Origin of the sequence: Xenorhabdus sp. TH1 (assembly GCF_037260955.1) — a bacterium.
Lineage (GTDB): Bacteria > Pseudomonadota > Gammaproteobacteria > Enterobacterales > Enterobacteriaceae > Xenorhabdus > Xenorhabdus griffiniae.
Genome location: NZ_CP147734.1, coordinates 2,273,856 through 2,293,343, shown reverse-complemented (window position 1 = coordinate 2,293,343; position 19,488 = coordinate 2,273,856). Strand labels below are relative to the sequence as shown.

General features: G+C 42.7%; 19 protein-coding genes. 7 read left to right on the top strand and 12 right to left on the bottom strand.

The window, feature by feature from the left end; all coding sequences use genetic code 11:
* Positions 1-137: 137 nt before the first annotated feature.
* The 7 genes from mgtE to purM form a co-directional block, all read right to left on the bottom strand.
* On the bottom strand, positions 138-1,601 hold the full coding sequence (mgtE, locus tag WDV74_RS10040; RefSeq protein ID WP_338882613.1) for a magnesium transporter: 1,464 nt from the start codon (positions 1,599-1,601) through the stop codon (positions 138-140).
* Positions 1,602-1,672: 71 nt separating this feature from the next.
* Positions 1,673-1,843 (bottom strand): YfgG family protein, encoded by a 171-nt coding sequence (locus WDV74_RS10035; RefSeq protein ID WP_338882612.1) that lies wholly within the window; start codon positions 1,841-1,843, stop codon positions 1,673-1,675.
* Positions 1,844-1,855: 12 nt separating this feature from the next.
* Complete coding sequence (gene ppx, locus WDV74_RS10030) at positions 1,856-3,388, bottom strand: exopolyphosphatase (RefSeq protein ID WP_338882611.1); 1,533 nt, start codon at positions 3,386-3,388, stop codon at positions 1,856-1,858.
* Between the two features lie 3 nt (positions 3,389-3,391).
* Positions 3,392-5,461: a polyphosphate kinase 1 gene (gene ppk1 / locus WDV74_RS10025; RefSeq protein WP_338882610.1), complete on the bottom strand. Its 2,070-nt coding sequence runs from the start codon at positions 5,459-5,461 to the stop codon at positions 3,392-3,394.
* Between the two features lie 73 nt (positions 5,462-5,534).
* Complete coding sequence (gene speG / locus WDV74_RS10020) at positions 5,535-6,077, bottom strand: spermidine N1-acetyltransferase (protein ID WP_338882609.1); 543 nt, start codon at positions 6,075-6,077, stop codon at positions 5,535-5,537.
* A gap of 201 nt (positions 6,078-6,278) precedes the next feature.
* Complete coding sequence (purN, locus tag WDV74_RS10015) at positions 6,279-6,917, bottom strand: phosphoribosylglycinamide formyltransferase (RefSeq protein ID WP_338882608.1); 639 nt, start codon at positions 6,915-6,917, stop codon at positions 6,279-6,281.
* Positions 6,918-7,015: 98 nt separating this feature from the next.
* A complete protein-coding gene (gene purM / locus WDV74_RS10010; RefSeq protein WP_338882606.1) occupies positions 7,016-8,059 on the bottom strand; it encodes a phosphoribosylformylglycinamidine cyclo-ligase in 1,044 nt (347 codons plus the stop codon).
* A gap of 223 nt (positions 8,060-8,282) precedes the next feature.
* On the opposite strand from purM, the gene upp reads away from it, so the two are divergent.
* The 3 genes from upp (at position 8,283) to hda (ending at position 11,548) form a co-directional block, all read left to right on the top strand.
* Entirely contained in the window at positions 8,283-8,909 is a 627-nt protein-coding gene (gene upp / locus WDV74_RS10005; RefSeq protein ID WP_338882605.1) for a uracil phosphoribosyltransferase, read from the top strand.
* A gap of 68 nt (positions 8,910-8,977) precedes the next feature.
* Positions 8,978-10,288 carry a uracil permease gene (gene uraA, locus WDV74_RS10000; RefSeq protein WP_338882603.1) on the top strand — a complete coding sequence of 437 codons (1,311 nt, stop codon included), beginning with the start codon at positions 8,978-8,980 and terminating at the stop codon, positions 10,286-10,288.
* 552 nt (positions 10,289-10,840) lie between these two features.
* Positions 10,841-11,548, top strand: coding sequence for a DnaA inactivator Hda (hda, locus tag WDV74_RS09995; RefSeq protein ID WP_074019532.1), 708 nt, complete (start codon positions 10,841-10,843; stop codon positions 11,546-11,548).
* A gap of 186 nt (positions 11,549-11,734) precedes the next feature.
* Here the strand turns inward: hda and arsC are convergent, their stop codons facing one another.
* Both arsC and WDV74_RS09985 read right to left on the bottom strand, forming a co-directional pair.
* Positions 11,735-12,106 carry an arsenate reductase (glutaredoxin) gene (gene arsC / locus WDV74_RS09990; protein ID WP_338882601.1) on the bottom strand — a complete coding sequence of 124 codons (372 nt, stop codon included), beginning with the start codon at positions 12,104-12,106 and terminating at the stop codon, positions 11,735-11,737.
* 12 nt (positions 12,107-12,118) lie between these two features.
* Positions 12,119-13,582, bottom strand: a complete 1,464-nt coding sequence (locus tag WDV74_RS09985) for a M48 family metallopeptidase (RefSeq protein ID WP_338882599.1) — start codon at positions 13,580-13,582, stop codon at positions 12,119-12,121.
* Between the two features lie 147 nt (positions 13,583-13,729).
* Between WDV74_RS09985 and WDV74_RS09980 the strand changes: the two genes are divergently transcribed.
* Entirely contained in the window at positions 13,730-14,782 is a 1,053-nt protein-coding gene (locus WDV74_RS09980) for an AI-2E family transporter (RefSeq protein WP_338882597.1), read from the top strand.
* A gap of 144 nt (positions 14,783-14,926) precedes the next feature.
* Here WDV74_RS09980 and bcp read toward each other — a convergent pair whose 3' ends face one another.
* Together bcp and WDV74_RS09970 are read right to left on the bottom strand one after the other, a co-directional pair.
* Entirely contained in the window at positions 14,927-15,394 is a 468-nt protein-coding gene (gene bcp / locus WDV74_RS09975; protein WP_338882595.1) for a thioredoxin-dependent thiol peroxidase, read from the bottom strand.
* Between the two features lie 14 nt (positions 15,395-15,408).
* Positions 15,409-15,966: a glycine cleavage system transcriptional repressor gene (locus tag WDV74_RS09970; RefSeq protein WP_338882593.1), complete on the bottom strand. Its 558-nt coding sequence runs from the start codon at positions 15,964-15,966 to the stop codon at positions 15,409-15,411.
* A gap of 246 nt (positions 15,967-16,212) precedes the next feature.
* Between WDV74_RS09970 and dapA the strand changes: the two genes are divergently transcribed.
* From dapA to purC, 3 genes are all read left to right on the top strand, one after another.
* A complete protein-coding gene (dapA, locus tag WDV74_RS09965; protein ID WP_338882591.1) occupies positions 16,213-17,112 on the top strand; it encodes a 4-hydroxy-tetrahydrodipicolinate synthase in 900 nt (299 codons plus the stop codon).
* Positions 17,113-17,129: 17 nt separating this feature from the next.
* The gene (gene bamC / locus WDV74_RS09960) at positions 17,130-18,176 is read left to right on the top strand and encodes an outer membrane protein assembly factor BamC (RefSeq protein ID WP_338882589.1); all 1,047 of its coding nucleotides are present in this window, start codon (positions 17,130-17,132) and stop codon (positions 18,174-18,176) included.
* 92 nt (positions 18,177-18,268) lie between these two features.
* Positions 18,269-18,982, top strand: a complete 714-nt coding sequence (purC, locus tag WDV74_RS09955) for a phosphoribosylaminoimidazolesuccinocarboxamide synthase (protein ID WP_338882587.1) — start codon at positions 18,269-18,271, stop codon at positions 18,980-18,982.
* Positions 18,983-19,081: 99 nt separating this feature from the next.
* Here the strand turns inward: purC and WDV74_RS09950 are convergent, their stop codons facing one another.
* Positions 19,082-19,435: a hypothetical protein gene (locus tag WDV74_RS09950; protein WP_273558003.1), complete on the bottom strand. Its 354-nt coding sequence runs from the start codon at positions 19,433-19,435 to the stop codon at positions 19,082-19,084.
* Positions 19,436-19,488 lie beyond the last annotated feature (53 nt).

The following is a 19,488-nucleotide window of genomic DNA, read 5'->3' as shown; positions in this document are numbered from 1 at the left end:
TATTTGTGATGGGGTATCCAATAGGGCACAGGGAATTATGCAATAAATCATCAACATTATTAATGGTGTCAATTATAAAAATATTAGTTTCTATTATTTATATGGCGGAAACACCCTTAATTCAATTAAAAAATGAGTTAAACCAAAAATAGCGTTGCCAATCCCAAAAAGATAAAGAAGCCGCCAGTATCGGTAATTGCAGTAATCATGACACTGGAGCCGATGGCGGGATCTCTTCCCAATTTCATCATAATAAACGGAATCAAGACGCCCATCAGTGCGGCCATCAGTAGATTCAATATCATCGCCATTGTCATGACTCCCCCCATAGCAAGGTCACCATAGAGCAGATAAGTGATGACGCCCATGATCCCTCCCCAAATAATGCCATTGATAAAGGCAACACCAAGTTCCCTTAATAGCAGGTAAGAGAAACTCCCTGTCTGGATTTGATGCAGGGCGAGTGCACGGACGATCATGGTGATGGTCTGGTTACCGGTATTGCCGCCAATGCCTGCGACGATAGGCATTAAGGTTGCAAGAGCGACAAGTTGGGAAATGGTATGCTCAAATAGCCCGATAACGCGTGATGCCACAAATGCGGTGCACAGATTGATGGCAAGCCATGTCCAGCGGGTTTTGACGGCCTGGCCAACAGGCGCAAAAACATCTTCTTCGCGACTTAATCCCCCCATGCGGCGAATATTGGTATCCGTTTCTTCACTCAAGGTATCAACAATATCTTCAACAGTCAGGCGTCCCATTAGACGTCCGTTATTGTCGACCACAGCGGCAGAAATCAGGTCATAACGTTCAAATGCACTGGCGGCATCTTCACCTTTTTGCTCCGGTAAGAAAGTCACGGTATCCGTATTCATGACTTCGGAAACCAATTTATCCGGTACGTTGGTCAGCAAAGTGGTGAGAGGCAGCTCTCCCTGTAGGCGATTTTTGCGGTCAATAACAAAAATTTTATCTGTTGTTTCAGGAATGGTGTCTCGGGAACGTAAAAAGCGTTGCACGGTGCCGAGTGTCACGTTGCCTCGCACTGTCACGAACTCGAAATCCATCATCTGGCCGATGCTGTCTTTGTGATACTGCAATACTTCTCGAATACGATTGCGTTGACCCGGCTCTAAATAGGTCAGCAAGCGTCGAGTGGTGTCACGGGGAAGGTGTTCTGCGATATAGGCTTGTTCATCTACGTGCAGTTTACCGATAGCACGTAACAATTCAACGTCAGTCATATCCTTGATCAGGTTATCCCAAACAGGAATGGAGGCTTCGACTAAAACCTCACCGCGCTGGTTATTGTCAATCAAACGCCATAAAGCGAGGCGTTCATCATAAGGTAAGGCTTCCAGAATGTCGGCAATATCGGCAGTATGCAATCTGGCCAGTAGCGCACTGACTTCCTCTATTTTCTCCAATAACTGTTCGTCACTGATTGCTGAATGTTCATCAGCCTGACCTAATAATGTATCGACAAATAGCTTATCGTGGGTAAATAGGAAAAGCAGGCGTTGACGAATATGTGCCAGTTTTCGGGAATGCTGATTGGCAAAAGTTAGATGATCAGGTGTAAAGGTCGGTTGTGACATAGTAAACCTTTAAAGGTAGAAAATAGGGCTAACAATCGGCGATTGTAATAATATCGCCATAAATTTGACAGCTATTGGGTATTATATTCTATTTTCGAACCACTTAGCGGCGTCACCCATTGCTGCTGGGTTTGCTGATGATGCGCCAATGCTGCCATAAATGAATAGATAAAGCGTCCAAAGAAAATAAAGAAGCTGATAAACAGTACCAATTTTATAATTTGAACAGTTTTCTTTTTCATAACGCGATATCGTTAAGTCGATTCCTCTTCAATGTGTAAATGCCAGCCAGCCACATCATTCCAATAGCTTTGTTCTTGCTCCAAATCGAGCAACACAAGTGCGTTTTGTTTTAGATAGTTTTTAGGTAAGTAGAGCATCCAATGACTATGATCCGTTTTTAGCCTTAGTGTCTCCGGTGTCGTGGTAGCCTGGCGTTGGTTATTCAACAAGGTTGCCAATCGCAATATCTTAAGCATAGGAAGATACTGTTTTTTCTTAAACAGATAGAAGCGAGGGTGTTCATGTATTTTAACCGCTTTACGATGGTAACGTACCAGCGTTGCCAGCAACAGTTGCTGTTCTTGGGTAAACCCGGGTAGATCGGTATTTTGCAGGATATAAGCTGAATGCCTTTGCAATCCACTCAGATTGATGCTTAAACCGACTTCATGCAGCATGGCCGCCCACAGTAGAATAGATTCCAGTTGAGGATGGACGCGTTTGGGATTTTGTTCTGACCATTGGTCATAAAGATTTTTGGCGGTGCTCCAAACGCGGGTTGCTTGTTCTCGATCGATATTATAATGTTCGGCAAGGCTTTTGGCCGTGCGTTGGCGAATATCTTGATGGCGGAAACGATCTTCCATTTCATACAGTACACCTTCCCGCAATGCGCCATGAGACAAGCGTAATTCCTGAATATGCAAAGCATCAAAAATACCGCACAAGATTGACAACCCAGGCACAAACGTTTGTTTACGGTCATTGGATAATCCCGGCAATTCCAGCGCATTGAAATTTTTGTATTTCAGGACACGTTTCACCAGCATGTTTAGGCGCTCTGGGGTAATCAGGCCATCTTTCTCACCCAGTTCGACCAACAGTTCATGTATTGCCTTGATCGTCCCTGACGCCCCTAAAGCAAAATCCCAGCCTTTTGCCCGAAATTGCCAGACGAGGTTTTCCAATTTTTGCGCTGCCTGGAGTCGTGCTTTGCGAAAATTATGCTCATTAATGATACCGCAGGGGAAGAACTGGCGGGAAAAACTGACACACCCCATACGACGACTTTCAATCAACAGGGGTTCAAAGTCTTCACCAATGACCAACTCCGTCGAGCCGCCACCAATATCAATCACCAGTTTCCGACCTTTTTCCGGCTGTGTATGCTCAACTCCCATGAAAATCAGGCGAGCTTCTTCATGGCCGGAAATAATTTCAATGGGATAGGGGATCACTTCTTTTGCTTGTTGCAGAAATTCTTGTACGTTGGTCGCTTCACGTAAACTATGCGTTCCCACCAAACAGACATTACCTGCGGAAAAACCTTGCAACCGTTCAGCAAACAGAGCGAGGCATTTCAGGCCTCGGTTGATGGCTTCTTCGCTTAACTCATTCTTGCTGTTTAAACCATCGGCAAGATAAACCCGTTTCTTTAAACGCCCGATAACCTGCAATGCACCGTTTACAATACGGGCGATGACCATGTGAAAGCTATTGGAACCCAAATCAATCGTGGCAATTTCTTGCGGTTTGGGCATTGGGGTATCGTGTTTCAATGGCATAGATCAGGCCCTTGGTTCCGGTTGTTCAAGGTTTTTCAAATAATCATAAACAGCAAGCTGAGCGCGGATTTTACGCTTATTTCCTCGCGGAACATAGCGATTGCTCAATTCCTTATCAATATATCGTGCTTTGACGGTATCACTGAATTGCAGTTCAAGGATATCCATAACTTGTTGTTTTAGCCTGGGGTCGAGCAGACAAACTGCCACTTCAATGCGATAGTCAATGTTACGGGTCATCCAATCGGCTGAAGAAAGAAAAATTTTTTCGTTGCCTTTGTTGGTGAAAACATAAACACGATCATGTTCCAGAAAACGATCCACAATGCTGGTGACTTGAATGTTTTCACTAAATCCAGGTTGGTTGGGAACCAAAGAGCACATACCTCGTACCAGAATGCGGATCTTGACACCCGCTTCAGAGGCATCATACAGACGGTTCACTAATTCCTTATCCACCAGATTATTGATTTTCAGCGTGATGCCTGCCAGTTCACCGGCTTGTGCATTTTCAATTTCTTGGGTAATCAATTGATTGAGCATCGCCCGCGAATTTTGGGGCGATACCATTAAATTATCAAATGTGACAGGGCGATAAGGGTTTTCAATAAAGTTAAACACGCGGCGAACTTCATTGGTGACTTCAGGTTTGGCGGTCAGCAGAGAATAATCGGTATAGAGCCGCGCTGTTTTTTCGTTGAAATTTCCCGTACCAATATGGGCATAACGGATAATTTCTTCCCCTTCCAGACGCGAAATGATGAAGAGTTTTGCGTGAATTTTCAGGCCAGGTGCGGAGAAGATAACATGTACACCAGCTTCAGTGAGACGTTTTGCCCAGTGAATGTTAGCTGCTTCGTCAAAACGTGCCTGTAATTCAACCACGACAGTGACTTTCTTGCCGTTGTAGGCGGCGTGGATCATGGCATCAATAATGCGTGAGTCTTTTGCGACGCGGTAGATATTAATCTTAATCGAAAGCACACTGGGATCGAAAGAAGCCTGACGCAGCAATTCCAGCACATGTTCGAATGTGTGGTAAGGGTAATAAAGCAGCACATCTCTTTCACGGATAGCGTCGAACCCGTTGCGGAAATGGTCGAACCAGGTATGGCGCAGCCGCGGCATGGGTTTATTTTGCAGATTCCGATTGCCTTCATTGGGAAATTTGATGAAATCTTTAAAGTTATGATAACGGCCACCGGCAATCACCGAGTCATCATTGGATAACCCCAGCTTGCTCCGCAGTAGTTCCACCATTTCATCAGGCATATCACGCTGATAAACAAACCGTACAGGTTCCGCCGTCAGTCGCTGTTTCAGCGTGGAAGACATGAGTTCCAGCAAGCTGGATTCCATCTCTGTTGCCAGATCATATTCGGAATCGCGGGTCATTTTCATCGAATAGACGTTTAAGGTATCGTAATCGAAGAACCCTTTGAAAATTTCATCCAGTGTGTAACGCAAAATATTATCAAGTAATATCATTGACTTGCGTTTTTTTGGCATCTCCGGAGGCAGGTTGACGAAACGCGGAACTTTATCTGATGGAATTTCCAACAAAGCATATTGTGTTTCTTGCCCGCGAATAATTTCAACAGCTAGATAGGTGTAATCATCTTTGAGAAACTCAACTAAATTAGTTTCTGGATTGATGACGATTGGCGTGATATGTGGCCGCAAATGTTGGCGAAAATATTGCCGCAACCAGATCTGTTGATTCGGGGATATCTGCCGTTCATTGATCAAGAAAATCTGGTTACGAGCCATTTCCAGCAGCAAATCGTTATAGAGAGCATCGAACTCTTGATCGATTTTGGCAACCTTAGTCTGGATCTTTTTCAACAATTGGCGGGCAGCAGTGGCTGAACCTCGCTCTTCACTGATAAGAATACGCCGCTTTACATCAGCAAAGCGCACTTTATAAAACTCATCTAAGTTGTTGGAGTAGATCCCTAAAAACCTCATTCTTTCAATCAGCGGGTTACTTTTATCAGCCGCTTCCTGAAGTACACGTTCGTTGAAAGAGAGCCAACTGAGTTCTTTCTCGTTATAAAGACGATCGTGGGACATTACTACTCCTTTCTACTCCATTGGGTTTTCCACTTAGTTTAATGATTGGTGTTTAACGAGTCGATGTGCTGATTTAGGCTTCATGGGTTTTCCTGGCGAAATAGTGGTGCTGGAAAGTACACATCCTGATAGCGGTATGATAAGAGCCGTTGACGAAAAATTCATCGATTAATTCACCTTCAGTATAGAATCCCAATTTATTGTATATATGAATGGCTTTCACATTCTCTTTATCAACAATCAGATACAGCTTGTAAAGATTTAAGACAGCAAAAGCGTATTCCATCACAAGTTTGACGGCTACCGCTGCGTAACCTTGTCCTTGATAAGCAGGGGCGATGATAATCTGGAATTCTGCACGACGGTGGACATAATCAATCTCGACCAGTTCCACCAACCCGACTTTGGAGTTCAGGCTTTCGATAATAAAACGGCGCTCGCTTTGGTCATGAATATGCTTGTCATAGAGGTCGCATAATTCGACAAAGGCCTCATAAGGCTCTTCAAACCAGTAGCGCATAACACTGGCGTTATTATCGATTTGATGAACAAAAGGAAGATCTTCCCGTTCAAGAGGACGTAAATTTACCGATGGATTTTCCGAACCACTGGACATTGGATACCTCAGTGTTTTGTAGTGAAATCGATAGGGTATAAATATATTTGATATTGAATAATGTTCGAATAAATAATAATTGCCAGATAAATCAATCTAAAATAGCAACTTACAGCAAAGTGTTACTGGAATATAGCAGTTAAAAAAGATTATAACAAAATCTGCTAACACAGAGCTGTAAGTTGAAGTCAGTGGGTTAACTTATTCTGATGCATAACCTTGTGGTGGCAGAACTTTGCCATCCATCATTGCGTTATTGCCTTCCATTATCAAACGTTGATCTAAAAACCAGCTAATAACTAAAGGATAAATATGGTGTTCCTGGGTTTGTACACGCCCGATAACGTCTTCTTCTTTATCTTCCGCAAAAATGGGCACCTTAGCCTGCAAAATAATCGGGCCACCATCTAATTCTTCAGTAACGAAATGGACGGAAGTGCCATGTTCTTTATCACCATTTTTAATGGCTTTCCGATGGGTATGCAGCCCTGGGTATTTAGGCAAAAGGGAAGGATGAATATTGAGCAGGCGTCCATAATAGTGTTGGACAAATTCGGGCGATAAGATCCTCATGTAACCGGCTAAAACCACTAAATCGGGTTCATATTGGTCAATGGCTTTGAGTAGGGCGATATCATAATTTATACGATCTGCATAAGATTTTGGATTGATAAAGTGGGCAGGAATATCTGCTTGTTCAGCACGTTGCAGGCCATAGGCATCGGCATTATTACTGAAAACCGCAGCAATATATCCATTAATTCGGTTTTGCTGGCAGGCGTCTATGATGGATTGAAGATTGCTGCCATTGCCGGAGATTAAAACGACAATTTTTTTCATAACGGGTTTTCACTGAAGAAATTCATTGATTAATCTGTGCTTCATTTTTCAAGCTACAGCCCATAAAGCTGTAGCTTGAAAGCAATCAGACAAAATGTTTATTTTGTAATAACGACAGGTTGCTCATCGGCATTTAGTTCATTAATTGTACCAATTTGCCATGCATTTTCGCCTGACGCGGTCAGATACGCAATGGCTTGTTCTGCCTGAGACTGAGGAAGGGCAATTATCATACCGACTCCGCAGTTAAATGTGCGGTACATTTCATGCTCGCTGACATTGCCGGCTTGTTGTAACCAGGTAAAAATCGCCGGCCATTGCCAACTGTTAGCATTGATTCTGGCTTGCATGTTTTCTGGCAGAACACGCGGAATATTTTCCCAGAAGCCACCACCAGTCAGATGTGCAATCGCATGAACATCAACTTTTTCAATCAGCTCCAGAATAGATTTGACGTAAATTTGGGTTGGGGCAAGTAAGTGATCGGCAAGGGGTTTTCCTTCAAGCTCAGTAGTCTCAGGATCTGCCTGACTGACCTCAAGAATTTTACGAATTAAAGAATAACCATTGGAATGTGGCCCGCTGGATGCAAGTGCAATCAGGGCATCACCGGTCTGAACCTGACTGCCGTCAATAATTTCCGATTTTTCAACAACACCAACGCAAAAACCCGCGACATCATAATCTTCACCGTGATACATACCGGGCATTTCTGCCGTTTCACCACCGACTAATGCACAGCCTGCTTGTTTGCAGCCTTCTGCTATGCCCGTGATGACACTGGCGGCGGTATCGACATCCAGTTTGCCGGTAGCATAGTAATCAAGGAAGAAAAGAGGTTCGGCGCCTTGTACAACCAGATCATTGACACACATAGCGACCAAATCAATGCCGATAGTGTCATGACGTTTCAAGTCCATAGCCAGACGCAGTTTGGTTCCAACGCCATCTGTACCGGAAACCAACACCGGTTCACGATATTTCTGGGGCAGGGCACATAATGCACCGAAACCACCTAATCCTCCCATCACTTCGGGGCGACGGGTCTGTTTTACGACACCTTTGATACGATTGACTAAGGCATTACCAGCATCAATATCGACGCCAGCATCTTTATAACTAAGAGAGGTTTTGTTGGTCACTGCGTAGCTCCCAGGCGGTTGCATTTTTACGAATAAACAGAACGGCGATAATTCTAACAGCCTAAGCAAACGTTTGCGATAGCTTTATATTGGTTTCCTGTTAGATCAGGATCGAAGAAAATAACTCGTTAGTGATAAAAATTGATAGATTGGTGGTGGTTTGATGCTGAAAAGGAGTTATAATCCCGCGATTTTTTTATCTACCGGCTATTAGGAGAAACCCATGAAGATCGTTGAGGTTAAACACCCGTTAGTTAAACATAAACTTGGCCTGATGCGAGATCATGATATAAGCACCAAACGCTTCCGTGAACTGGCCTCAGAGGTAGGTAGTCTTCTGACATATGAAGCAACTGCTGATTTGGAAGTCGAGAAAGTCACCATTGATGGATGGTGTGGTCCGGTAGAGATAGATCAGATTAAAGGGAAAAAGATTACGGTAGTCCCTATCCTGCGTGCCGGTTTGGGCATGATGGATGGTGTACTGGAAAATATCCCTAGTGCACGAATCAGTGTTGTTGGCGTCTATCGTGATGAAGAAACACTTGAGCCAGTGCCTTATTTTCAGAAATTAGTCTCCGATATTAATGAACGCATGGCATTGGTTGTCGATCCAATGTTGGCAACCGGTGGCTCTATGATAGCGACCATTGATTTACTGAAAAAAGCAGGATGCCCTGTCATTAAAGTATTAGTTTTGGTTGCTGCGCCGGAAGGGGTGGCTGCTTTGGAGAAAGCTCACCCTGATGTTGAATTGTATACCGCGTCAATTGATAACCATCTTAATGAACATGGATACATTGTCCCTGGTTTAGGGGATGCAGGCGATAAAATATTTGGCACTAAATAACATTGATAGCCGGCTGGAAAGTCGGCTTTTTTTGGTTTCTAGCAAGGTGATACAAGAGGACATCAATCATGACTCGTCGAACTATTGGAGTAGAAGAAAGACCTCCTTTGGCACAGACTATTCCTTTAAGTTTGCAACATCTATTTGCCATGTTTGGTGCAACTGTTTTGGTTCCCATTTTATTTAAAGTTAATCCGGCGACAATTTTGTTGTTCAATGGCATTGGTACATTACTGTATTTAGTCATTTGTAAAGGAAAGATCCCAGCTTACTTAGGCTCCAGCTTTGCTTTTATTTCGCCTGTATTGTTGTTACTGCCTTTGGGATATGAATTGGCATTAGGTGGATTTATTGTCTGTGGTTTGTTGTTTTGTTTGGTGGCCCTGCTTGTCAAAGTTGCAGGAAGGGGATGGATCAATGTGATGTTTCCTCCGGCAGCGATGGGCGCGATTGTTGCCGTGATAGGCCTGGAGTTGGCAGGTGTTGCTGCTGATATGGCGGGGTTGCGTCCAGCGGCAGGTACTGAAATTAATATGACTAACCTGACCATATCCATGGTTACGCTGGGTGTGACTATTTTGGGATCGGTGATATTCCGTGGCTTTATGGCGATTATTCCGATTCTGATTGGTGTCTTGGCTGGATATGCGCTGTCATTTTTTATGGGGGTTGTAGATTTAACCCCAGTACGCGAAGCGCCGTGGTTTGCATTGCCGACGTTCTATACTCCGCGCTTTGAATGGGTTGCCATTATGACAATTTTACCCGCGGCGCTGGTGGTAATTGCTGAGCATGTAGGTCACTTGGTGGTAACGGCAAATATCGTACAGAAAGATTTATTGAAAAATCCAGGTTTGCATCGTTCAATGTTTGCCAATGGTTTTTCAACGATGATTTCGGGTTTCTTTGGTTCAACACCTAATACGACTTATGGTGAAAATATTGGTGTCATGGCGTTGACCCGCGTATATAGCACATGGGTGATTGGTGGCGCTGCGGTAATGGCAATCTTGCTTTCTTGCGTTGGTAAATTGGCGGCAGCAATCCAGATGATCCCAATTCCAGTGATGGGGGGTGTTTCACTATTACTATATGGTGTGATTGGTGCATCAGGCATTCGCGTTCTGATTGATTCGAAAGTTGATTACAGTAAGGCGCAAAATTTGATCCTGACTGCCATTATTTTGATTATTGGTGTCAGCGGCGCGAAAATTCAGATCGGTGCAGTAGAATTGAAGGGCATGGCGCTTGCAACTGTTGTGGGAATTAGTTTAAGCCTGTTTTTTAAACTACTCAGTTTTATTCGGCCAGAAGAGCCATATATTAACTCTTCTGTGGAATCAATCAGAAATGATAAGAAGAGTGAAGTAGTAAGGTAAAAGATATTAATGAAAATTATTGGAAAGGGTTTTTCTAAAGCCCTGGCTATTTAAAAAATTATTTTCTCTATCATTTTACTTTGTCATTTATAACGCTAAATTTTTTCTTTACAGACAATATCTATTGTTAACTTTCATCGAAAATAAGTTAAGATGGATAATGCAAAATTTTTGGTAATATAGTCTATTTTTACTTTTGGTTTTTATTTTTTACTATTGCCAATATTGCTTATTGATAGTAATGGAATTACCAGATATATACGCATTAGACTTCAAGTTGTAATTTACAACACGCGATGAAACCTGATTTCTCCCCCGCTTCGCGGGGAGAAATCACGCGCATCTTAAAGTAAGATTGGTATAAGAATTTTTACTCTAGGTTATTCTAACTTAAGAAAGAAATAGGTGTTGTTTTGTGACTGGTCGTAAGTTATCCATTTTATGGGGAAATATGCTTTAATGATAATCTCCTACTTTAAACAAAGCATTCGTTTCATTTATAGAGACTTTTTGTGGTAGACTTAGCACTGTTCGTTATCCATTCTGTTTGAGGTGCTTCTGAATACACCGTCGCAGCTTTCATTACCATTATATTTGCCCGATGATGAAACTTTTGCCAGTTTCTTTGCAGGTGAAAATACTTCCTTATTAGCTGCAATAAAATTGGCTATTAGTCAGTCGCATGGCAGTTATATCTATTTTTGGTCCCGCGATGGCGGGGGTAAGAGTCATTTGCTTCACGCAGCCTGTGCCGAATTGTCCCAACAGGGAGAAGCTGTAGGGTATGTACCACTAGATAAACGCGCCTATTTTGTTCCTGAAGTCCTTGATGGGATGGAACATTTATCATTAGTGTGTATCGATAACATTGAGTGTATTGCTGGTGATCAGGAATGGGAGATGGCCATTTTCAATCTCTACAACCGCATCGTAGAAATTGGCCGAACTTGTCTTTTAATCACTGGTGATCGTCCTCCACGGCAAATTAATCTGACGTTACCGGATTTGGCATCTCGTCTGGATTGGGGGCAAATTTACAAATTACAGCCTCTGTCAGATGATGAGAAAATCCAGGCATTGCAACTACGAGCAAAATTACGGGGTTTTGAATTGCCTGAGGATGTGGGGCGTTTTGTGTTGAAGCGACTCGATAGGGAAATGCAAACGTTGTTCAGGACATTGGATGAGCTTGATCGGGCTTCCATTGTGGCACAACGCAAACTAACGATCCCGTTTGTCAAGGATATCCTTGAGCTTTGAGTGAATAAAACAGTAAGAAAATGAGATCAGAATAAAAAAGTGATAGAGAATATATACCAATCTCACTTTAAGATGCATGTGATTTCTCCCCGCGAGGCGGGGGAGAAATCAGGTTTCATCGCGTGTTGTAAATTACAACTTGAAGTTTAATGCGTATATTCCTATCACGTTTTTATTAAAAAATAGTTACAGCAGAATTTCTTTAACCTGCTCAGGAGGACGTCCCAAACGAGCTTTATCACCGACAACAACAATCGGGCGTTCTATCAATTTAGGATTTTCAGCCATCGCCTGGAGCAATGCGTCTTGGGATAACGTGGCATCGTCCAGGCTCAATGTCTTGTAGAGATCTTCTTTAGTACGCATTAATTGGCGAGCATCGTTGAAACCGAGTTGTTGCAAGAGTATGGCAAGCTGTTCTGCTGTAGGGGGAGTATCAAGATAGTGAACGATTTCCGGTGTAATACCGAGTTCTTCAATCAGCTTAAGAGTTTCACGGCTCTTTGAGCAGCGGGGGTTGTGGTAAAAAGTCACTTTTTTTGTGTCAAGATGTTGCATGTAAAAAATCCTTCATTTTTTATATTGTTCATAACTCTGTTGCAGTTGGCGTAATTGATCAATACGGGCATCATATCGCGCTTGTTCATAACTGCCCAATTTGGCCAATCCACTGGCTTTACTCAGTTGTTCGATAGCGGAATCAAAATTACCTTGCAATGCCATGATTTCCGCATAGGCGGCGAGTTCATCATTATGTTTTCCCTGTGCTCCGGCAGTTTTTCTTAATAATATCCAGCCATTAAGATCGTCAGGATGATTGAAAGTATAACGAAACAGAAGTTGTGATGCCTGAGAATACTTTTTATCCATAAAATAGGCATTGGCGAGGTTAATTTGTAATACTGAATTGTTTTTCAATTTTTTGAGAGCATCCTGCAAGCGAACGATGGCGTTGGTATACTGTTTTTGTCCCATATCGATATCAGTCATCATATCAATAAACCAGATGTTGTCTGGTTGTTTATCTAGCAATGGAGAGAGTATTGCTTTGGCCTCGGCATACTTTTTATCGTCAGAAAGCAAAATAGCGCGTCCATAGGCAGCAGCCCGCTGTTCTTTGGCGGTTCCCTGGCTATATTTCTTTAGCCATTGATCAATGTAGGGACGTTGATCAGTTGAATACATGGTTAGAATACGGACACGGGCGAACAGAAAATCCTGGGATTCTGAAACGGCTTTAGTTGAATATTGATTGGCCCGATTACGGGCGTCAGCCAAGCGGCTGGCAGGTAATGGGTGAGTATATAGCATTTCAGGTAGTTTGGAGCTATAGCGAGATTGATCGACCAATATTTGCATGAAATCAGGCATACCGTGCGGATCAAATCCCGCTCGACTAAGTGTTTGCATTCCAATACGATCAGCTTCTTGTTCATTGGATTGGGTAAAACTGATCATGCCTTGTTGGACGCCTGCAAGTGTGCCGCTGAGTGCAGCCATGCCGGCTTGTGGATTGGCTATCATAAGCAAAATAGAGCCTAATGTGCCGGTCCATGCCAGAGGGCTGGTTCGTTTTTGTTCTTCTATCCATCGTGCTAAGTGTCGCTGGGTAACATGGGAAATTTCATGAGCCATGACAGATGCCAGTTCACTTTCATTGTTACTATAGCGAAACAGGCCCGAATGAAGAACAACATTACCACCGAAAAATGCAAGGGCATTAATATTAGGGTTATCTATCAGATAGAAGTGGAAAGGCGTTTTGACTGAATCGGCGTGGTTGACTAATTTTTGCCCTAATTGATTAATGTATTGAGTCAGCAGCGGATCATAAATCAGGGGAGCTTGGGATCTCATCGAGCGGATATATAAATCACCCATAGCCATTTCCTGATTGATGCTGAGAGCTGCTCCCGCTGTGGTACCGATATCAGGTAGCGAATCTTCATCCGGTGCAGAGAATACAGGAGGATTCCCCAATAATAACAGGCTAATAAAAAGCGTTATCAAAGATTTTCTGGGTGTTTTTCTCATAAAGCGATTCTCATAAAATAGTGTGCTCCGTTTTAGCTATCAATTTCATGAATACTTTTATGAACAAAAGAGTACCTTAAAACCATTAATCATAATAAATTTTAGTGAAAAATACTCATTAAGTATTATCGCAAAGGAGTGGTATTTATGTTGGATATGATCATGCAGTGGTATCGTCGCCGTTTCGCTGATCCACAAGTTGTTGCATTATCGGTCATTTTATTGGTTGGTTTTGGGATCATCTACTTTTTTAATGGAATTTTGGCACCTGTCCTTGTAGCTATTGTGTTGGCTTATTTGTTGGAATGGCCTACGACACAATTAAGCAAGTTGGGATGTAGCCGTACCCTCTCTGTTGCTATTATATTAACAGTATTCATGGGAATCAGTGCGTTGATGATCTTGATTGTAGCCCCAACCGTCTGGCAACAAGGTTTAAATTTGTTTTCCGATCTTCCCAATATGATTAATCGGTTTAATGAGTACGCGCTTACTTTTCCCTCCCGTTATCCTGCGCTGGTTGATGCCGGTATTATCGATATGGTTGCTGATAGTCTGCGTAGCAAACTCTCTTTGGCGGGTGAGTCTGTTTTTAAGTTTTCGGTTGCCTCTCTGATTGGATTATTGACTCTGGCGATTTATCTGATCCTTGTTCCCTTGATGGTGTTCTTTCTATTGAAAGATAAAGACCAAATAGTGGCGGCATTGCGGCATGTATTACCACGTAATCGTAGTTTGGCCGGAAAAGTATGGCGTGAAATGAATCAGCAGATTACCAATTATATCCGCGGTAAAGTGACAGAAATGGTTATACTGACTATCTGTACGTATGCTGTATTTGCCTTCTTTGGATTGCATTATTCTTTGCTACTTGCAGTTTTGGTTGGTTTGTCTGTACTCGCTCCTTATATCGGTACCGTACTTGTTACTATTCCAGTTATTGTTGTGGCTTTGTTTCAGTGGGGCTTTGGGGCTGATTTCTGGGGGCTGTTTGTCGCATATTTGGTCGTACAGGGGTTAGATGGTAACTTGCTTGTGCCAATCTTATTTTCGGAGGCAGTCAATCTTCATCCGTTTACCATCATCCTTTCTGTCATTATTTTTGGTGGATTATGGGGATTTTGGGGCGTTTTCTTTGCTATCCCACTCGCTACGTTAATCAAAGCAGTTATTCATGCCTGGCCAGAAGAAAAAGAATGATAACGACCAATATCATAACTGATTGTAGCGAAGGATGTTTAGGTTCGCTTTGAGCAACAATGCAATAAATACCAAACAAATAAACTAAGTTGCCGCCTTATTGATTGAGCGGCAACTCAAAACTTATTGTGCCTATACTGACAATTAATGCTGGTTTAGGTAATCAAGTATAACTTGGTGGTGATCACTGGTTTTGAATTTATTAAAAACGTGTTCAATCTCACCTTGTGGGTTAATTAAAAAACTGATGCGGTGAATACCGTCATAGATTTTTCCCATAAACTGCTTTTCTCCCCAAACACCAAACTGTTCGGCAACTTGGTGGTCAATATCAGAAAGCAGTGTGAAATTCAGCATCTCTTTTTCTACAAAGCGGGATAGCTTTTCAGGTGCATCTGTGCTGATACCCAGGACTTCAACATTGGCGTTTTTTAGCTCATCCATAGCATCACGTAAGCCGCAGGCTTGGGTTGTGCAGCCGGGTGTCATTGCTTTGGGATAAAAATAAACTAAAACACGTTGACCTTTGAAGTCAGATAAATTAATGGGTTCGCCATCTTGGTCAGGAAGGCTGAATTGTGGGGCCTTGTCTCCGGCTTTCAATGGACTCATCACTTATTCTCCGTTTAATCGTTTTGATTTAAATGATCTTGTACGATAATACTGCCTTGTGCATTTAATTCTGTACATAGGTGATGAAAATTTTCTTTAAATATCGTGCCATTGTCATCAACTGGGTTGTGACCTGTAATTTGGATTTGCAGGCGAGCTGGGTGATTTCCTTCGGCTGGGTGAGTTTTTGATACCAGTTCTGCGATATTAAGATCTTGGGTCGTGAATAAACTGGTGAAACGCTCAACAATGCCCGGTGAATCATCTACATCCACTTTAACGGTGATGATCGAAGGAAATTTTTTCTGGATACCGCATCGGGTACGTTTCATCACTATGAGTAATTCAAGTTCTGCACCCTTCTGCGGCAAGGTAGATTCGATCAAGGTAATGGCGTTCCAGCTACCAGATAGCAACATGATGAAAGTAAATTCTTCGCCAAACATAGCTAAACGGCTGTCTTCAATATTACAGCCGCATGTACTGACGAGGCGGGTAATGGTATTGACAATGCCGGGACGATCGGTACCTAAGGCAGTGATCACTAAAAAATGCGGTTCTGATGTTGGCAAAGCGATTTTCCTTTAATTTTAGTCAGTGTGTGCTGTCTATAGTTGTGTTTTAACATAAAAAATGATCAAGAGAAGGTCAATCGCATTTGTTTAAGAGAGCAAAATTATAATTTATGTTTAATCGGCTACACTTGATATTAACAAAATTCATTGAAATCGTGTGGTTAAAGAGTTTTCTTCCGTATAACAAGAAAGTACCATGAACTTCTTATTTGCAGTTTTAGGTTTAACTAAGGGGAAATGGCAATGGTAAGCAATCATTCTGGTTTTACAGGCAGTATAGTTGCATTGATAACTCCGATGGACTCAGATGGTCAGATTGATAAGACCAGTTTGAGAAAATTAGTTGACTATCATATCGCCAGTGGCACGTCTGCGATTGTATCTGTTGGAACAACAGGCGAGTGTGCAACACTTAACTATGACGAACACGTTGATGTTGTACTGACAACACTGGAAATGGCTGATGGGCGTATTCCGGTGATTGCAGGAACAGGGGCAAACGCGACAGCAGAAGCTATCTCTCTGACCAACCGTTTCGAAAATACGGGGGTTGTGGGTTGCCTGTCAGTCACACCTTATTATAATAGACCCTCACAGGAAGGTTTATATTTGCACTATCAGGCAATCGCTGAGAATACTGACTTACCACAAATTCTGTATAATGTACCATCTCGTACCGGATGTGATTTATTGCCACCGACAGTCGCTCGCTTAGCGAAATTGAAAAATATTGTTGCGCTTAAGGAAGCGACAGGGAACTTAAGTCGTGTTAGTCAGATCCAAGAATTGGTTAGCGATGAAGATTTCATTCTTCTGAGTGGTGATGATGCAAGTTTTGTCGATTTCATGCAGCTTGGTGGTAAAGGGGTTATTTCTGTCACGGCAAATGTTGCGGCAGCGGAAATGGCACGGATTTGTGAATTGGCTGGGCAAGGTGAGTTTTTGCAAGCTCGTGAACTGAACAGCCGACTGATGGAGTTGCATCATCAATTATTTGTTGAACCTAGCCCGACGCCAGTGAAGTGGGCGTGCCGTCAATTGGGGTTGGTTGCCGATGATACATTGCGTTTGCCAATGGTTCCGCTAACGCAGGAAGGGCAAATTCCAGTTGGTAGTGCCTTAAAAATAGCTGGATTACTGTAAAATTTTAGGGAATTTTAATGGCAACATTATTGCAAAAATCGAAGGTTATGAAGATTGCTGGTTTGTCGTTGGTGGTTTTTTTAGCTGCCTGTACCAGCGATCAGCGCCATAAACGTGAGGTAAACGGGGATCAATCCTATCTTGACATGCCACCTCTGAAATTATTGAACGTCCCTGCGGGAATGGTATTACCACTGCAAAATGGTGAGTATAATATTCCGACAACGACTACCGCGGGGGCTGTGGGTAAAGATTTGGATATCCGTCCCCCACTGCAAGCTCTTGCATTGTTGACAGGTTCCCGCGTTGAAAATAGCGCTAACAGCAGTAAGTTGTTGCTTGAAAACACGCCAGAACACCATAACTTATGGTCTCAGATAAACAAGTTGTTGACGGAAAAAGGGTATAAGATCAGCCAGAAAGATGATGCTGCACAAACCTTAACGACAGATTGGATTACATGGCAACGGGCGGATGAAAATGTTCCTTATCAGGGACGTTACCGTATTTCAGTGGCCAAACAAGATTACCAAATAGCACTATCTGTTGCGAACGAAGGTTTGAAACAGGGAGAAAAGGAAATTACCGATCCGGTAAAAATCCAGCGTTACAACGTCGTAATGCTTAATAAATTGGCGAGTGACTTAAGCCAGCAACAAGAAGCCGCGGGCTTGAGTAATGCTAAAAATTCAGGCCCACTATCGGTACAAAGTGGCAGTGATAATACCGGATTACCGCAAATTATCGTGCGTGCACCATACAACATCGTCTGGAACAGATTGCCATACGTGTTGGAAAGCATCGGTATGAAAGTCACGGATCGTACTCGTTCTACCGGAGCGATAGAGGTGACTTATGAAGAACTTAGTTCCTCTGACTGGAAAGCGCTGGGAGTCGAAGCGCCTTCCATCCGCGGAGGAAATTATAAGTTACAGGTGGGTGATTTGGACAACCGAAGCAGCCTGCAATTTATCAGCGACAAAGGTAAGCCGCTGACTCAATCTGAAAATGATCAAATGGTGGCTGCGCTGGAAGCTGCGTTTAGCCAATCCAAAGATAAGTAATCTATACAAAGGGGCCTAGGCCCCTTTATATTTTGGGTACGTTTTTTGTTTAATTAGTTACGTTTAAAGACGTTATATTTCTGGAGTGTAAAATGCAGAAAAAAGCTGAGTTGTATCGTGGAAAGGCAAAAACAGTGTATGCCACTGATAATCCTGACTTACTTGTGCTGGAATTCCGTAATGATACATCAGCATTGGATGGTGAACGCATTGAACAGTTCGATCGCAAAGGAATGGTAAATAATAAATTCAATCATTTCATTATGAGTAAACTGGAAGAAGCGGGCATTCCGACACAAATGGAACAACTGTTGTCAGATAATGAATCCTTGGTGAAAAAATTGGATATGGTGCCTGTTGAGTGTGTTATTCGTAACCGTGCCGCAGGCTCCCTTGTTAAGCGTTTGGGGGTGGAAGAGGGAATAGTGCTTAATCCGCCACTGTTTGATCTGTTTTTGAAAGATGATGCCAAACACGATCCTATGGTTAATGAATCCTACTGTGAGACATTCGGTTGGGTGAGCAAAGCGCACTTAGCTGAGATGAAACGTCTGAGCTACAAGGCCAATGAAGTATTGAGCAAACTGTTTGATGATGCAGGCTTGATTCTGGTGGATTTTAAGTTGGAATTTGGTTTGTTCAAGGGCAAGGTTATCTTGGGGGATGAGTTTTCACCGGATGGCAGCCGTTTATGGGACAAGCAGACGATGGATAAAATGGACAAAGATCGTTTTCGCCAAAGCCTCGGTGGCCTGATCGAAGCGTATGAGGAAGTTGCACGCCGTATTGGCGTTATTTTGGACTAGTGACGCAAACGATTACTTAAAGAATATAATATAAAACAGGCAGGATGCTCCAATAATCAAAAGGGCATCCTGTCACTTGTCTTGCAGGTTGGATAAACTTTAAAGTAGGGATTTGGTTATTTGCTTCCAGCCTTTTTGGTGCATACAGCCGTAATAAAATTCGCTTCTAGAACCCTCGTTGACATCCGTCACATAGCTTTCGATCATGGGAACATTTTGACTGTAGTAACCGTTTTTTCCACATTGCTCTTTATTGAAACAAGGTTGCTGCACCATTTTCAGTGTTGATCGTTGGGCAACTTCATTTTTGATAGGAAATTGTTGTAATGCTGATAATCTGCATTCAACTTTTGCTTCACTGAAAGGAACAGGATTACTACTTGCAGGAACCCATTGAGTGGTGCAACCCGCTAAAGAGAGACAGATTATCATGGAAGAGGTTAATTTTTTCATATTCATATCGCTTATACGCACGCATATTAGCTGCAAGGCACTTCTTACAACCT

Coding starts and splice junctions, on each gene's coding strand:
- upp (WP_338882605.1), top strand. CDS start 8,283: ATGAAGATCGTTGAGGTTAAACACCCGTTAGTTAAACATAAACTTGGC.
- dapA (WP_338882591.1), top strand. CDS start 16,213: ATGGTAAGCAATCATTCTGGTTTTACAGGCAGTATAGTTGCATTGATA.
- bamC (WP_338882589.1), top strand. CDS start 17,130: ATGGCAACATTATTGCAAAAATCGAAGGTTATGAAGATTGCTGGTTTG.
- bcp (WP_338882595.1), bottom strand. CDS start 15,394: ATGAGTCCATTGAAAGCCGGAGACAAGGCCCCACAATTCAGCCTTCCT.
- WDV74_RS10035 (WP_338882612.1), bottom strand. CDS start 1,843: ATGAAAAAGAAAACTGTTCAAATTATAAAATTGGTACTGTTTATCAGC.
- ppk1 (WP_338882610.1), bottom strand. CDS start 5,461: ATGTCCCACGATCGTCTTTATAACGAGAAAGAACTCAGTTGGCTCTCT.
- WDV74_RS09950 (WP_273558003.1), bottom strand. CDS start 19,435: ATGAAAAAATTAACCTCTTCCATGATAATCTGTCTCTCTTTAGCGGGT.
- speG (WP_338882609.1), bottom strand. CDS start 6,077: ATGTCCAGTGGTTCGGAAAATCCATCGGTAAATTTACGTCCTCTTGAA.
- purN (WP_338882608.1), bottom strand. CDS start 6,917: ATGAAAAAAATTGTCGTTTTAATCTCCGGCAATGGCAGCAATCTTCAA.
- uraA (WP_338882603.1), top strand. CDS start 8,978: ATGACTCGTCGAACTATTGGAGTAGAAGAAAGACCTCCTTTGGCACAG.
- purC (WP_338882587.1), top strand. CDS start 18,269: ATGCAGAAAAAAGCTGAGTTGTATCGTGGAAAGGCAAAAACAGTGTAT.
- ppx (WP_338882611.1), bottom strand. CDS start 3,388: ATGCCATTGAAACACGATACCCCAATGCCCAAACCGCAAGAAATTGCC.
- WDV74_RS09980 (WP_338882597.1), top strand. CDS start 13,730: ATGTTGGATATGATCATGCAGTGGTATCGTCGCCGTTTCGCTGATCCA.
- arsC (WP_338882601.1), bottom strand. CDS start 12,106: ATGCAACATCTTGACACAAAAAAAGTGACTTTTTACCACAACCCCCGC.
- WDV74_RS09985 (WP_338882599.1), bottom strand. CDS start 13,582: ATGAGAAAAACACCCAGAAAATCTTTGATAACGCTTTTTATTAGCCTG.
- mgtE (WP_338882613.1), bottom strand. CDS start 1,601: ATGTCACAACCGACCTTTACACCTGATCATCTAACTTTTGCCAATCAG.